This window comes from Haladaptatus halobius, assembly GCF_020618475.1.
Classification (GTDB): domain Archaea; phylum Halobacteriota; class Halobacteria; order Halobacteriales; family Haladaptataceae; genus Haladaptatus; species Haladaptatus halobius.
On record NZ_CP085341.1, the window covers coordinates 58,215 to 73,666 of the forward strand.

General features: G+C 52.2%; 10 protein-coding genes and 2 pseudogenes. 3 read left to right on the forward strand and 9 right to left on the reverse strand.

Translation table 11 applies throughout. The features are described from left to right. Nucleotides 1-461 precede the first annotated feature (461 nt). Together LIW51_RS36210 and LIW51_RS36215 are read left to right on the forward strand one after the other, a co-directional pair. Nucleotides 462-710: a universal stress protein gene (locus LIW51_RS36210; RefSeq protein ID WP_227380725.1), complete on the forward strand. Its 249-nt coding sequence runs from the start codon at nt 462-464 to the stop codon at nt 708-710. 648 nt (nt 711-1,358) lie between these two features. After that, complete coding sequence (locus LIW51_RS36215; RefSeq protein WP_227380726.1) at nt 1,359-2,660, forward strand: TIGR00341 family protein; 1,302 nt, start codon at nt 1,359-1,361, stop codon at nt 2,658-2,660. A gap of 143 nt (nt 2,661-2,803) precedes the next feature. On the opposite strand, the gene LIW51_RS36220 is transcribed toward LIW51_RS36215, so the two are convergent. The 9 genes and pseudogenes from LIW51_RS36220 to LIW51_RS36265 form a co-directional block, all read right to left on the reverse strand. Then, nucleotides 2,804-3,874 carry a DUF7972 family membrane protein gene (locus tag LIW51_RS36220; RefSeq protein ID WP_227380727.1) on the reverse strand — a complete coding sequence of 357 codons (1,071 nt, stop codon included), beginning with the start codon at nt 3,872-3,874 and terminating at the stop codon, nt 2,804-2,806. 1,080 nt (nt 3,875-4,954) lie between these two features. Continuing rightward, nucleotides 4,955-5,713, reverse strand: coding sequence for a hypothetical protein (locus LIW51_RS36225; protein WP_227380728.1), 759 nt, complete (start codon nt 5,711-5,713; stop codon nt 4,955-4,957). Between the two features lie 62 nt (nt 5,714-5,775). Then, nucleotides 5,776-6,414, reverse strand: coding sequence for a hypothetical protein (locus LIW51_RS36230; RefSeq protein WP_227380729.1), 639 nt, complete (start codon nt 6,412-6,414; stop codon nt 5,776-5,778). Further along, nucleotides 6,411-6,761 (reverse strand): hypothetical protein, encoded by a 351-nt coding sequence (locus LIW51_RS36235; protein WP_227380730.1) that lies wholly within the window; start codon nt 6,759-6,761, stop codon nt 6,411-6,413. Before LIW51_RS36235 ends, LIW51_RS36230 begins: the two co-directional genes overlap by 4 nt. After that, entirely contained in the window at nt 6,758-7,435 is a 678-nt protein-coding gene (locus LIW51_RS36240; protein WP_227380731.1) for a hypothetical protein, read from the reverse strand. Before LIW51_RS36240 ends, LIW51_RS36235 begins: the two co-directional genes overlap by 4 nt. 1,432 nt (nt 7,436-8,867) lie before the next feature. Continuing rightward, a pseudogene (locus tag LIW51_RS36250) lies at nt 8,868-10,043 on the reverse strand (inorganic phosphate transporter). Between the two features lie 16 nt (nt 10,044-10,059). Beyond that, a pseudogene (locus LIW51_RS36255) lies at nt 10,060-10,711 on the reverse strand (DUF5828 family protein). Between the two features lie 518 nt (nt 10,712-11,229). After that, on the reverse strand, nt 11,230-12,432 hold the full coding sequence (locus tag LIW51_RS36260; RefSeq protein WP_227380733.1) for an inorganic phosphate transporter: 1,203 nt from the start codon (nt 12,430-12,432) through the stop codon (nt 11,230-11,232). Nucleotides 12,433-12,719: 287 nt separating this feature from the next. Beyond that, entirely contained in the window at nt 12,720-13,577 is an 858-nt protein-coding gene (locus LIW51_RS36265; protein ID WP_227380734.1) for a YihY/virulence factor BrkB family protein, read from the reverse strand. A gap of 1,027 nt (nt 13,578-14,604) precedes the next feature. On the opposite strand from LIW51_RS36265, the gene LIW51_RS40615 reads away from it, so the two are divergent. Next, complete coding sequence (locus LIW51_RS40615; RefSeq protein ID WP_255767750.1) at nt 14,605-15,405, forward strand: AI-2E family transporter; 801 nt, start codon at nt 14,605-14,607, stop codon at nt 15,403-15,405. Nucleotides 15,406-15,452 lie beyond the last annotated feature (47 nt).

Sequence of the window (15,452 nt, forward strand, 5' to 3'; positions counted from 1 at the left end):
CATGATATCGGGCGATGACCCTGATTCTCAATAGAACACGGCTACCAGCCGATCTCTAATAGATCTCGAATGGCCAGGATCTATAAGGCCGTGTCAATCCTACTCATGATTTGGGGCAGTTCTGTCCCACTGACGATAGCCAGCGTGAGTAGGAGTGCTTTGTTTCATGGGTTCTCCTGGTGGCGAACGCAGAGGAGTTGGAGAGCGATTTCCCCTTCCAACCTCCTCCCGAAAAGTCACGTTATGAGGCTGTAGTCGTCAGTAGCTTGCTCTAGTGGCCATGCAGTAGGGTCGACATCGCTAGCGTCATAGCAATTTCCCCAACGATTAAATTAAAAAAATTTAAATAATTTTAACTTATATATGAATATGAGTTCGTAGTTAATCAACTAGACGCCACAACCGATAGTCTCATCATCACTGCACCCACAGCTGCTGGGCTTATTGGCTTCGAGGAGGTGGTGGATGAGACCATAGAACGAGCAAATCAGGCGTCGGTTGCGTCCGTAACTGGATCAGTTTGCCGCGGGGAGCCCGCCCAGACAATTCTCGATTACATTGAGACAAATGATATCGATCTCATCGTCATGGGCACCCATGGTCGAAGCGGGCTTGACCGACATCTTCTCGGAAGCGTCACCGAGAAAGCCGTTCGACATTCCAATGCGTCCGTCCTTACGGTGCGAAGAACTGATTCGGAACGTAAGTAACACTCCTTTCTCTACTTAGAATGAGTACAGGCCGAGCATGGTGGCCAGAGTACTGTATGGGTTGAGTGCTTGTTTGGTATTTGAACAGAGGACTGAAGTCTATTATTCAAAATAATTTTGATATAGAGTAATATACTCTTGAGAGCAAATGATAGTCTTTGTATACCACGTAGCGGTTATTAGGCCGGTACTCACAAGAGAAACGATGAAAATAGTATAATATTGAAGAATAGAAGTTGACGAGAGGATGCGACCAGTTGACGATGTGTTCATCGTCCAAATCACAGCTACAAGGAGTATCGGAAACCCGAGTCCAAACACAAACTTTGCAGCGATCTCAGGAGCAATGATTTTGAGGCCGCTAAGACAGTACATTCCAGCGGAAAATAAAGCTAGTAAACCACTATATGGAATCCAAACGGTTCGCTATAATTGACTATCTGAACTGAAGGTGACGACATGAATACAGCAGGAGTAAGGACTGATAGAAAGAGTACCGTATTGATACCGACGCCAAGCAGTATGAAAATGTAGCCTCGGTTGGCCGTTTTAACTTGCTGATTGCTCATGACCGCATTGTTTACTCCGTCAGTTCTTATGAATCGAGCGTTTCACAAAGGTTTTTTCGTGTCTCTGAAATACGGTGGTATGCGTCTCATTCAGATACGCGTTCCAGATGACTCTCAAGACGACGTTCTCAATACCCTTGAGGAGGTGAACGCTGATTACGTCATCGCTGACGAAGCAGCGAATAACGACGCGTCAATCGTCTACTTCCCCCTTCCCGATGGCGCGGTGGATGAGATGTTGGAGAGGCTCCATAATGACGGGCTTGAGGATAATACTTTCACAATCGTCACGCAGATCGAGACGGCGACGACACCGAACCTTGATGAGCTCGAGGGACGGTATACCCAGGGGCCAGAGGACGAAATCGGGCGCTCACACGCAGAACTACGGACGAAAGCCCGAGAATTGACACCACAACGGTCGATGTTCGTTCTCTTCTCTGCAGTCAGTGCTATCGTCGCGGCTGCCGGCCTCCTACTTAACTCTGCAATCGTGATCACTGGCGCGATGGTCATCTCGCCATTTGCCGGTTCTTCACTTTCCGCAAGCGTCGGCGCAGTTATCGGAGACTATGAATCAATCGTTGACAGTTTTAAATCACAGCTACTTGGACTCGTAGTTGCTATTGCTGGAGCAACTGCTGCAGGATTCGTGTTCAGGTGGGGGTTCCTTGTTCCGCCAACACTCGTTATCAAGAATATCGGGCAGATCAGCAGTTTCAGTGCGCCTGCCGTACTCACGCTCACAATAGCACTCTTTGCTGGCGGCGCGGGTGCTCTTGCGCTGGCAACCGATCTTCCGGTCGCAATCGCTGGCGTTGCGGTCTCCGCCGCAATCATCCCAGCTGCTGCCGCCGTCGGTCTTGGAGTTGTGTGGCTACAGCCACTGCTGGCGCTCGGTGCGCTCGCATTACTCCTTGTAAACGTACTGCTGATCAATATCACCGCCTTCATTGCACTTTGGGCGTTCGGCTATCGGTCATTTAATTCGAGCAACCTTCGGGATGTTATTTCACTCGACCTCCGGACGATCGTAGGGGTCGCGAGTGCCCTCGTGGTAGGCTTTCTTCTCGTTGGAATTCTCATCTCCACATACCAATATCTTCTCTTTGCACAGACAGTTAACCACAATGTCAACGAAGTGCTGACGCAATCGAAATATTCACAGTTAGAACTTGAACAAGCGTACACCGCGTACGGAGGCGGGAGGTTTTCGGGTAAGCAAGCAAGTGGGTCAGTCACTGTCGTCATTGGCCGCTCCTCGAATGAGAGTTATCCAAGGTTGTCTCAAACGCTTCAGCAACGGATTGCCGAGGATACACCTCGAGCAGTTACCGTCCAAGTCCGATTTATCGACTATCAGCAGACAACTCCGACATAAAATTGACAACGCTCTACTGTCGATCTGGTTCCGGTAATACTCTAGTTATTTACCCTTTCCTCAACTGTTGGGAACCTGGACTTCCGTTTTGTAGGACCTTCGTAACTCCCGATCTATGTTCACAAGCTTCTTTCAAACCTAAATCACTTCTCTGATTGGATCTCGCTCGCCTCCTCGTGGCGAATTTCCTCTAGCTCCTGTGTGTCTCGAAGGATGAATGGCCCAATTGCGAGCGTCCGCTTCATCACCGTAAGGACGCGGAGCAGGTAGGCAAGCAACACGGCGAACGGGATGAGTGTGAGCACATAGAGAGCACTGACGACGAGGTAGGCGGTGCTGACGCCGAACACCGTGCCAGCAATCTTCGAGGCATCGAACTCAAGCATCATGTACCCCGCGACCGCCAGCGCTGGCATCGCCCCATATAGCACGCCCCGCGAGATGTTGATGATCTCCCACTGGACATAGAGGGTCTTGAAGTGTTCACGTGCTGGGCCGAAAAACCGAAGCGCTTCAATCAGATCGTCGAATGCCTCGTCCGCCTTGGTCGAGAGCGATTCCGTGTGTTTGTTCTGGAGGGTTCGCGCAGCGAATATCTTCCACGAGTAGTTATAGTTTAGGACGGGAAGCAGCGTCTCGAATGAGCCGAACTCTGCGCCTGCCAAATCGTCGCTGATGGTTTGACTGTGCTCAATGAGTCCATCTGTGTACTCAGCGACCTCTTCAAGCTGTTCCGAGTTGGCGGTTCCGGTGACCGCATCGTTGAGCGTCCTTGCGCGCGTATCCGCCGTTTCGATGAGCGTCCGGAGGAATCGAGAGGGTTCGACTGGAACTACGCCGATGCCTGCGGCTTCCTCTACCTCCTCACGAAACTCGGTTTCGTTCGTCATGCGCTCGCGCTGTTGACCGAGTGGACCGATTTCCTCGGCGAGCACGAATTGTGAGATAGAGAGGACGAGGGTGACACTCGTAACAACGGCAATGACCATCGAGCCAAACAGTGACGCTACTCCGCTGGTCGTCGCGAGTTTCTGTGGTGTACTGGGACCAAGCAGGTGAGCAGTGAGGAGCAGTACATACGCACTCACGAGAATGACACCGGTGACGAGCCAGCGGTTCGCGCTAATTAGGAACCATATCTTCACACGGGTTTCGCCGACGCGCTCGCGCATCGTATCGGCTGGCCGTGTGACGGTGTCCGAGTTGTTACTCATGTACTTCGTTATACGCTAACTTCTGAATTAAATACCCGGATATCAATTGGAGAGAGAACAGTAACCGCGCATAACAGATTCAGAACGTAAATCTACTGGTGAGAGTGCGACTGCGAGATGATGTGGTGATTTATTTTAAACTTCTATTAGTCAGCGATTTTCTCACTACCCAGTTCGATGGATGGGATTTCTTCCTCGAAAATATCGTACTTGAAGTAGGACATCTCCCCAGAGCAACAGCAGAACTGTGATGCTAATCGATTGACGTCTGTGCCTATAATCTTCGACCTCACACAGTCCACGCACCGACGGATCAAACTTGATATTTATGTGTGAGATACGTCAGACGACTCGCTACATATCCACCCCGCTAAGAGTATCGTTTGGTTTCCCCCTCTTTCTCTCACCCATGATTTATCCATTGACTATTTCCTTATCCAAAAATATTTTGGCTATGGGTGACAAGCAACAATTGTCGGGTGTTGATGGAGGGAAAGGAACGTGCGTCCCACCCGACAAACATGGGGAACTCGTGGCGATGGAGAATCTGGTCAGTGCGCTTCGTACATCCCCATGTTCAGTGACTCTGCTCGGTAAGTGAGAGCTATCTCTCGATTAGTTTGCCGCTTTCCCCAATTTCCTTGAAATCCCTCACCATGCTACGTAGTGTCGGACGTGAACGGCGGCAGTTGGACTGCGCTATTCACGTCCGACGAACGTGGGATTCGCAGTGATAGAGATATCCCATCCGCACCCACGTTCCAGGAAGACAAAATCCTTCAACGGTGGTCAGCAGAGGGATACCCCTTCAAAATACGTCTGTCACAGGTTGGACGTAGATATGCATCCACCATACTGACACCGTCGTTAGAAGGATATCTTGTACTACTGTTTTCTCTATAAGAGTAGTAGAAGAGAGACCTCACAGTAGTTATCAAAGCATACAACCAGGTATATCATTAGTACGAAGAGGTGCAGACGGTACTCGCGAGGAACGGTCAGCTACGGCGGAATTCGTCGATAAAGATCTCAGTTTCAGCGGCGATGCAAACACTCGGAGTGGATGCTGCTTCGTAGCTGTCAGTTCTTATTCGATATCGTTGAGTGGCGAGTCGAACGACCCATGTCTGGCCGAGAGGACGGCATCGTGGAGACATTGGTAGTGACCTGTCCGCGATCGCTGCCTCCATGTCCGCTATCCTGTTCTTCCTCGGGTTCTTCCACTGTTTCCTCGTCCGTGTTATCTTTCTCTCCTAATCCGGCGGCGTCGAATAGCGAACGAAGCTTCGCGATGGTTTTCTCGGTCGACGAAGATTCGTCTTCTTCATCGTCCTCGCTTTCCGCCTCGGTCTCGTCGCCTTCCACCTCGTCTTTGTTTCTCGCTTCGGTCGTCGTCTCCTCGTCGGAACTGAATGTCGGCAACACTGCCGACAGCAAGTCGCTTACGCTTCTCTCGCTGGCGCTGGATGTTTCATCGCCGCCGATGCATTGGAGTCGTTTGACGCGCTCCTCTGCGTCAAGGTTCGACCACTCGTTCGAGAGGTCTGCCAGCTCGAGTACGCGTCGGAGGTCGAGCACTGCATCGGGGTCGGCATCTTGCATCACTATCGGTAGGTCAGTCGGAGCGATATCGTCCGATACGTTCGCGAACCCGGTGGCCGTGAGCAATTCGTCGAGCGACGCATTTGCTATCTCTTCGTCGATGGCATCGACGGTGTCGTGCACTGATTCGGCTTTTTCGTCCGGCAGTTCGTCATCCTCAACGGCGTCGAGTGCCGTCTGAATTCGCTCCATCCCATCGGTGAGTAGCTGTTCGAGGTTAGATTCGTCATTACTCATGGTTTGAATAGAATGTCCGCAGATTAGTCGCTGACGGCCACTATAATTAATTCCGCATCGGTTTATTCTTTGTCCTCCTCGGAATCGTCGTTGAAGTCCTCGGCGATGGCATCGACCAGCTCTTCACGCGATAGGTTTGCCTTCACGCCGACCTCCTTCGCGATGGACTGAAGCTCTGAGTACTCCATCTTCTCAAGGAGGTCACGGTACGTCTCTTCTCGAATGGTCTGTATATCGTCAGCGTCGAGATTACTGGCATCGGTGCTGGAGTCCTCGTCGCTTACCCCTTCCATGATTTCTTTTGCGTCCGTCGCTGCCTCTTTGGCAGTCTCTTTCGCCTCGTCGAGTGTCTCCTCTCGTCGTTCGACGTACTCACGGAGCCTATTCTCGAGAGGATCACGGAACTGCGGTCGGCTCAGTGTTCGCCCGAGTGCAACGATGAACGCACCCCCGATGCGGCGAAGTAGCGAGCGCTCACCCTCGTCGTTACTCTGGAATGATAGCTTCGAGACGAGCCAGTCGGATGTAGCGCGACCAAGGTAGCGCCCAGCGAGTGCACCGACCGTTTCGCCAATCGTTCGCCCGAGCGACGCACCATCCACTTGATCGGATACGCTATCGCCAGTCACTAGCGATCCGACGTCGATCTGCTCGGTCAGTTCATTGGTGATCGCCTCTTTCGGGTCGGGATTGTCGGTCATTCGTTCTCGCCTCCCCCGTCGCTTTCAGTATCGTCGCTCGTATTCTCTTCACTTGCCTCGCTCTCAGTATCACCGTCTCCCTCTCCGTCGGCTTTCTCATCGCCGTTCGCGTCCGATGCAGTATCGGACGCAGAATCGAGGAGGGAGTCCAACAGCAGGCCGCCAAGGAGACCGCCGAGCCACCCGCCGAGATGGCGACCGACAAACTCCCCGATCGTCGCACCGAGTGACTCCGCCGACGTCTCGTTGCTAAACTCCCCCCCGAGCGGCGTGTCCGCAAACACTTCACTGAGATCGATGTTCTGAATCGCCGAGCCGAGGTTGAGCGGCGAAGTATCGTCGCTCATGCTTCGGACTCTGTCTCGGATTCCTCCGTAGAGTCACCGCCGAACATCTGATCCACGAGTTCTTTGAGGAGCGTCGTTAGCAGTTCGTCGAGTGGTATGTCTGCCAGCGCATCGCTTACTGAATCGCGGGCAGAGTTGACCGCCGACGAAAGGGGACCAGAGCCATCGGACTCTTCGTCGGAATCGCTGAACAATCCCTCGAAGAGGCTTCCGGAGAACAGGTTCCCCAGCAGCCCTTTTGAACCACCGCCGAGTAGATTTCCGACATCGGAGAGCAGATTCCCCAGCAATCGACCGGGGCCACTCACCGCTGTCACGTCTAACTCGACCTCGTCGAGGTCGACTTCGAGGCCGAGCAGGTCGAGGAACAACCCTTCGAGGTCGAGATATAACACCGTCGTCTCCCCTTCCTCGCGGTAGTCGTATTCGTCCGACTCTTCCTCACTTTCCCCTGTCGTTTCTTGTGATTCGTCCGTCTTGTCTTCGGATTCTTCTGTCCCTTCCTCGTTGGTCTCCTCCGTTTCGTTTGCCTCGTCTGTTTCCTCCTCTTCACCACCGTCGGGCAATAACCGCTTTTCACTCGGAGAGTCGGCGGCGAGGTCTCCGTCGCTGTCCGGGATGATGCCATTCTCTTCGTTATGCGGTTCGTCGCTACGTTCGACAGATCCTGTCATGGTAACCGACTTAATCCTAATGGGAACGGTCATAACTAAACTATTCTGGCTATCTATGCAAGCTTGCCTAGTAGAATACGGCCTCGAAACGGGATATTGAGCCAAATCTCCCGCTACTCGAATAGTGTAGAACGATTCCGGTGGTTCGTTCTCTAACCAGGAAATGATCATCGCCAACTCTCTATCTCTCTAATGGGAAACTCCCACGGTAACGCGTTATCATCGTGGAGTACAGATCGACCATGCTCCATAATTCACTAGATAACAGAGTGAAGACTACCGTTTTCGAACCTCAAGATATCTGCAGTTGCGGGAGATTTGCGACCACCGTGCACTGTGCCTTATCTGTCGAACCTGACGGTTGTCACCGTCTGCTCCACGCTGGCGGCTTATCGTTCAGGGAAACAGTCACGATCTTAGAATCACTTAGGGTGGATCAGTTATAGCAGGTGATCTGGTTGTGGCAGAAACGACTGGCTGATAATGAGCGCGATCTACCGACAACGACACCGTCGCGGGTCACCATCGACGAGACCGCTATCCAAATCGCCAGTGAGTGGTATTGGATCTACATTGTGAACGAGCTCGAGACGAAGCTGCTGTTGACAATCAAGTTGTTCAGCCGCTGTGGCACTGTTCCCGCTGTAGCGTTCCTGCATCTGTTTTCCGAGAAACTCGACTTCTCTAAGATTGTGTTTCTCGTCGATAGCCACGGCCATCTGACTGCCTCTCCCGATTAGGGGGTGAGCGATCGACTCAACTACGGCCTCCAAGACCACATCAAAACGTGATTTTACATGCTTGCAAATGCACACCGACTGCTTTCATACGAGCTAGGTCGACAATCGGTCAGCTGTCAGATTGGATTTCGGTAGTTTAGATGCTATTACAAACGCCACCGATCCCGCCAAGTACTTGATGGACGAACTACCGCGGAGATTATCTAGACAGTGCGGTTCAAATAGTAACTTGGTAGGTTTTAATTCCTCTAGTTTCGATATAGTAGTGGCTAGAATATGAGAAACAATTATTGCAGTGGTGGTCGTTTTTCTGGTTGGAGGAGGTGGAGACACACATGCCAATTCCACATTATCCCTCCGACGAACCCGAGGACGAGCCTGTGCCAGACATCGATGGGATTATCGACACCATCCTCAACGGTGGAAACATTTCGTTGTTGCGGCCGGCCAGGCGATGAATCACTCGCATTCGATTTTTCATAGTGCTGATTTGATTTCGAGAGGAGCGTTCAGACAGCGCTATGCACAACTGCTGCTCCGCGAGTTCAAATTGCTCCCTAATCACGCGATGAAGACGCTGTCGGTAAGTCTCTTCACTACTCGCTGATTCACCAAGTGACGAATCGCCTGAAGTACCCTACCCAGTAGGGTGATTTACAGTCACTTCTATCAATGTCGCCATTCGTGTCTGCTCAGAGGAAGAGCGTAATTATGGTGTAGCCGCCGTAGCTGATCACCAGCGAGAGTGCAAGCAACCCGACCCAAGCGAGGATTGTGTAGTTTGATTTCGTCGAGTCAACACTATCTGCGCCAGCGGCGTAGCCACTCCCGACGATGGCGCTGACGAAAATTTCGTTGAACGACATCGGAAGGCCGAAATAGATCGCTACTTGTGCGATTGCAAATGCCGGAACGAGGACGGCAATTGATCGCCGAGTAATCTTGTGTAAGAGACTTGATCATTCGGGGTGCAGCCATCCATGAACCCGCTAAGAGTCCAAGACCACCGCCGATGAGTATCACAACAATCGGCACCGCAAGCGACAGCGACTCAAATAACGGCAGGAGAGGGCCGATCGCCAATTCCACTTTGCCCCCGCCCGCTGAAAACGCAACCAGCGCACCAAGCGCGAGGAGGAAGTTCCGTTGAGCTGTGTCCGCATCTTGAACCATAGCTCGTGCGAGCCAGCCCGCAAGCACCAGCGCGAATCCTACTGAGATCATCACGACCTGCCAGGTGGCTGTCGGGCCTGGGATAACTGCCGCAACAGCCGCCGCCATTGAGCGAGTTTCTCCCACCGGGCCGAGCAGACTGAACTCCATGCTGGCGATGATGATACCGACGAGACCGGCAAGTATCGGCACAAGCACCCGTTCGGATAGCTGGTCACTGCGGAGAAGCCGGGCGGTAACATATGCTGTTCCCCCACCAATTGGCGGTGTGAGCACCCATAGTGCCACGATCATCTGGTATTCGTCCCACGCAGGGTCACCCCCGAGTGCCAATCCGACTCAACTACTGCGCCCGTGACGGTAAAGGCGGTCGCGATGGAGTAGCCAGCAAACACACCGAGAGCGATGAGGCCGGCCGCAGTGAGAAGTGCGATTGTTACAGCCAGCGGTGAAAGCGTCACCCCGTGTATCAGACCACCCCCAATCGTATGTGTGACAGCCGCTCCTTGCAGAACTGCACCGGCGAATCCTAAAATTCCGACGAAGAAGGCGGCACGCATCGTCGGAATTGCGTTCGCGCTGATTGCTGGCGCAAAAGGTGTCGAGCCAGACGAGCCTGCCCCGATCGTCCATGCGGTAAACAAGCTCGCGATGCCGGTCACTACAAGGATTCCAATCGTTCCCAGTGTAACCATTCACATCTCGATTATCTCAGTCAGGGAGGTCGACATCTTCGGCTGCCTCCAGAGTCTCGGTATTCTTTTCGGTTTTGACGTGCCACCGGTCCACTGTTTCCTCATACTCGGAGAGTCGCTCGCTCACAGTCTCTTTCCGGTCGTCATCGTTGATATTCACCTCGAATGCATACGGCGATTCATCATTTCGCGTTCGGTTGGATGTTTGCGCTCACGAGGTCATTATCGAAATATTGGGGCGCCATCTTCGTCATGACATTCTTATAGACGACTTCTTCGGCAGTCCGAACCACTTTCCGACTGGCCGTGTCAGCTGCGCGAGCGAAATAGTCAAGCGAATCTCGGCCGTTTTCAATGGCGTCTTCACTATCGTTCTCATCCAACGCTTCGTATGACTCGGTTACTTTTTCACCAGCAGTTTGCAGATCTTCAGTTGGTGATTTATCTGCTTGCTCACCTTCTCCTGCTGAGAGGGTGGCTTGTTCGGCGGTTTTTTCGTTCATATCGTCGCGGAGCCGTTCGTGGGCTTTCGGCCGCCACTCATCCCATTCGTCGAACGCTTCCCCCTCAGCGCCTGCGTCACGCAAGGCTTCGGTGATGCGCTCACCGTGTTCAACGATGGTCACCCAGTCACCCTGCTGTTTAAAGCCGGAAATACTTTCCTCCATCCTATTTCTCTCTACGCATCATGCTAGAATAACTGTTTTGCTATTCCTGCATACGATTCCACGTGTCACGGTAAAGTCTTAGAGACCCCACTAGGTCCAGTTCAGGACCTATTCAGTCATGAGCCGTATCGTTAATCAATACCCTGAATGATTTTCTTCTTCGTAAACTCTATCGGTAGCGGAACGTGGTATCTGATCAGCACTCCGACCCGAATCTATAGGGATTAGCAGTGATTTTCAGGGTTATCAGTGACGACAATGATGACGGGAGAAATCAAGCAACGGAGGAAACTATGGGTTTAATTGCTCATCCCTATAGTTAGACATGGGCCGAACGGTTTTCCCACAGTGGCTGGTCACCAGCAATCCCGACATGGTGCCCATTTCCAGGAAGCAGAATAGTGATATGGCGAATTACCTATGTGAAACAGTATTCGACGAGGCAATGCCAGTCTCAAGGGCAGTCACCATTGTGCTGACCAAAACTGGTTTGCGTCTACTGTCGATATTCTCCCTCTTTATAGCCCTGGCAGAGGCAGGAACTGGAAGACCAGATAGGAGGCAAGCGCAGCGATTGACGGCGTGAGAATCCAAAGGGTGATCACCCGTGCGGTGGTTGCTGGATTGAATAGATCAGTTGGCGTGAGCTCAGTTGGATCTTCTTTCCCAATCTGTTGTACCGGGTTCGGATTGACGGTGGTGCTATGGCTATCCGCGGCGAGAGCGTCAACCGAGATTTTGGAACCCTTTTCACCCTGGAGTGCAACTGTTGTCGCTTCGGATAGGGTGATGGTTCGAGATGCACGTCCCCAGCCAAGCCCGACGATACACATGGTCGCACTCACGGCGAGGCTCGCAGGAATCCCAATCGCCGAGAGAAAGGTGATGAGACTTGCGCTTACCACTTCGACGATGAGCGCCGCTAAAAGGGGGAGATCCGTCAAATCATTCCCGACGGTTTCGAGCGTGCGGCGCGCGATCGTGAACGCACCAAGCCCGATTGCGCCACCGGCCAGAAGAATTCCTGGTTCAAGGCCTAATTCACCGCTTCCGACGAGCGGTGCAACGGCATTTGCCGTATTACTCGCACCCGCGCTGAACGCCATGTAACAGCCGATCACCACAACGAGTGCACCACTAATCAGTTCCCGTGCGGATGTCCCGGAGGCGATTCGTGGCCGGGGAATGACGCTGGATTGGTCACGAACGAGTAGTGCGCCTGACGAGCTATCGATGGCGAGCCAGGCGTCAAGATAGGGGTAGAGATATCGACCAATCATCGCACACACCCAGAATGCGATGACGGGTGCGATGAGCCACCAGGAGACGATTTCAAGCATGATCCCCTCGTTGAGACTACCGGTTGCGACTCCAAGGCCAGCGATTGCCCCAACGGCAGTCATTGAGGTCGACGCTGGGACGCCGAAGAGGTTCGATATTAACAGGGCAAGCCCGACGAAAAAGAGGACGCCGACGCTGGCGATAAGTGTGAACTCGCTCTGTGGAACGATCTCACCGCCCATGGTTTTGATCACATTGCGCCCCACAGTCCAGCCACCAAGGAGGGCAAATCCAGTCATGAGGCCGGCGGCAGCAAGTTTTGAGACGACACGACTGCCGACGGCTGGGCCGAAGGCAACGCCGGTCGATGATCCCCCGATATTGAAGCCGACGAACACGGCAACGAACAACCCAAGAAGCAAAAGGAATGTGAAGGCCATGTGAGTAATTGAAGTAGACATCGAATAGGTTTTTCTATCGGTCACATATTCACTCCAGAAGCTAACACTCGCTCGCAGTCGTTCGTTCGTGACTGAAACGCTCATCTACTATCGATGCACTGGGATGCTTAGAGCTGATCGTCTGGAACTTCGTCCCAATGATTATCCAATAGTGTGAGACGTGGGATGATCTCATCCCAACTGTGGACGATGTCGGAGTGTATTGGTGGCATGATCCCACAGTCATGGCCGGTAAAACAGGTCTACGCTGCTCTACTGCGATTCACTTATGACGTGGAATCGTCGCTTTTGAAGCGCCGAAGTTTCGTCCTGAGTAGCGTGCTAAATGAGCGTGTTGTTTGCATTCGATCTGTCAGTACTCCGTTAATGACGATGCCCAGAAGGAGGATGAATGCCCCAGAATAGAGCCAAAGTAATAACAGAATCACACCACCGATGACACCATACGCATCGTAGACCGGTGTCACAGTCACATAGACGTGAAAGAGGACTTGTAGTACAGTCCAGCCGACTGCTGCGACAATCGTTCCCGGCAGGGCCTCGTGTATTGCGATCGGAATTGGCGGAAAGGCATAGTAAATGAGGAAGAATGCAATTGTCAGCCCAACTAATGAGACGAGGGGACTCACAAGCTCGAACGTGGCAAGTTGCGGAATGAGCGTGAACAGTGTCGTACTTATCAGCACGACGACGGTCGCAAAACTGAGTGCGACAAAGCCGACGAGTGTGTCGCGGAGGTGGTGGCGGCCGGCGTTCTGCGATGGCTTTCCATAGAGCTCGGCGAATACGACTTCAAGTCCCCAAACGATACGGTAGGTACTCCAGAGCAGGACAAGGAGGCCGAGAACTGAGCTTCGAAGACGCATTGATGCATTTTGCAATGCCTCGGCGAGGAGTGCCTGACCACTGGGACTCAGGTAGCGCCGAGTGAGATGGATCACCGCCGTCGTAAAATCCTGTCCCCCGAGGAGGGACGCAGTAATAAGGAGGAGCAACAGGGCGGGAAGCAGGGAAACAAACGCATGGAATGCGAGACTGCCCGCTAAAAACGGGAGTCGGTTAGTAGATGCACGCTGATACACCGTTTGAAGGACGTGCACAGTCGCTTTGAGTCGATTGGACATAATTTCTCTGAATGGGGAATATCAGGAGCTGCGTGAGCCGTTCTGACCGCAGCTCCTCTTTGCCACTCTCGATAAGTAGAGTGGTGTGGCACGCGCTCCGATTATCGTCATCGGTTTCCCCTTGGTGAACCGGTTTGTGTGAAGGCTGTTGCAGTGGTGTGTCCCGGTTCATGCACGACCAATGCCATGAAATGGATTGGAGTAGGCGATAATAAACCTTTGCAGTAATTTGAACACTATTCTTATAACTTATGCGATGGATAAGGTACAGACAAGAGACTGAAGAGCTTGGCAAATACTATACTTAACTTTTTAGATAATATGTTGATGTCCTTGTGAGCCACATCACAAAGTAACCTAATGTCGTATATAAGTTATAGAAATATATTAATCAGCGAAATATACGTTGAGAACGCTGGAAAGCGATCACGAAAAGAATTAGATGGTAAAGATAAAATCGAGGATCGTGTCGATGCTGTACCACTATTAATCACATATATTATATATTGTTATTCTGAGTGGTGGGCAAAAGGATTTTAGAGTACGTCTTACTGAGCTACGGTGCATGAACTCGAGTCTCACGCAGAATCGCGAACGGATCGCCTGGTGGTTGATCTTCAGTACACTTGGTGTGCTTTTCGCCTTTATCCTCTACTCATATCTAGGAACGTTCGTCTTGGGGTTGTTCATCTATTATGCGACACGTCCTGTGTATCAGCGACTGAGCCATCGCGTCCGTCCGCGAAGTCTTGCCGCGGCTGTTGCACTGGGTGCGATTTCATTGCCGGGACTCCTCCTTATCGTCTATACAGTTCTGGTGAGTATCCAACAACTGAGTTCGCTCGTTGGAGCGGATCTCCGCCAGTACCAGGCTCTGCTTGGTCCGTATCTCAAGAGACTCTCGGGCTCACAAAACGCACAAGGGGTTTTTCAGCGATTTTTGTCGAATCCCCAGCAACTCACGTAGGTTCTCGATCCGAAGACTGCGAGCAAAATCCTTGTCTCGGCTGGTGAGTATCTCGGAGCGGTGGTCACGGGACTCCTCCATGTATTTATTGCCCTGGTGATCGCATTCTATCTGCTCCGGGATGATCACAAGCTTGCAATGTGGTTTACCTCCCGGATTAGTGGGCCGGATAGCGCGACGCATGCGTATTTGGAAGAAGTCGATACTGATTTGGAGACGATCTATTTCGGGAATATTCTGAATGCATTCGTGGTCGCGATCGTTGCAGCGATTACCTATACGCTCCTCGATAGTATCGCACCATCCGGGTTGACGATTCCTGCGGCCGTGTTGCTCGGGCTGTTGACAGGGCTTGCGAGCTTGATTCCCGTGGTGGGGATGAAGCTGGTGTATGTACCGATTGGGCTCTATCTTGCTGGTCGTGCGCTCCTCTCGAATCCACAGTCAATTTGGTTTCCACTTGCGTTCTTGCTGGCTGCGGTCGTAGTTGTGGATGGGGTGACTGAATTGTTACTGCGGCCGTATATTTCGGGGCGGAATCTCCATGTCGGCCTAGTCTTATTCGCCTATATCATCGGCCCACTTCTGTTCGGCTGGTACGGCCTGTTCTTTGGGCCGCTCCTGTTGGTGCTGCTCATCCATAGTACACGCATTGTCTTGCCCGAGCTGCTTCATGGCCAGGCACTCACACCGACTGCAGCTGCTGGTGATCCCATTCCAGATTCAGATGGCGGGACCGAGAGTGAGACTGATCCCTCAGATGAGACAGTCTCAGATGCTTCTAAGGCAGCAGTTTCATCAAATTCTGAACCTGCTTCTGAGGGTGCAAACGAGCAGGATACAGAACATGCCGAACAATAAGGACGACGACTCAGCCCGTACCATCTCCACTAATTATCAGTGCATTT

Coding starts and splice junctions, on each gene's coding strand:
- LIW51_RS36215 (WP_227380726.1), top strand. CDS start 1,359: ATGCGTCTCATTCAGATACGCGTTCCAGATGACTCTCAAGACGACGTT.
- LIW51_RS36220 (WP_227380727.1), bottom strand. CDS start 3,874: ATGAGTAACAACTCGGACACCGTCACACGGCCAGCCGATACGATGCGC.
- LIW51_RS36225 (WP_227380728.1), bottom strand. CDS start 5,713: ATGAGTAATGACGAATCTAACCTCGAACAGCTACTCACCGATGGGATG.
- LIW51_RS36230 (WP_227380729.1), bottom strand. CDS start 6,414: ATGACCGACAATCCCGACCCGAAAGAGGCGATCACCAATGAACTGACC.
- LIW51_RS36235 (WP_227380730.1), bottom strand. CDS start 6,761: ATGAGCGACGATACTTCGCCGCTCAACCTCGGCTCGGCGATTCAGAAC.
- LIW51_RS36240 (WP_227380731.1), bottom strand. CDS start 7,435: ATGACAGGATCTGTCGAACGTAGCGACGAACCGCATAACGAAGAGAAT.
- LIW51_RS36260 (WP_227380733.1), bottom strand. CDS start 12,432: ATGGCCTTCACATTCCTTTTGCTTCTTGGGTTGTTCGTTGCCGTGTTC.
- LIW51_RS36265 (WP_227380734.1), bottom strand. CDS start 13,577: ATGTCCAATCGACTCAAAGCGACTGTGCACGTCCTTCAAACGGTGTAT.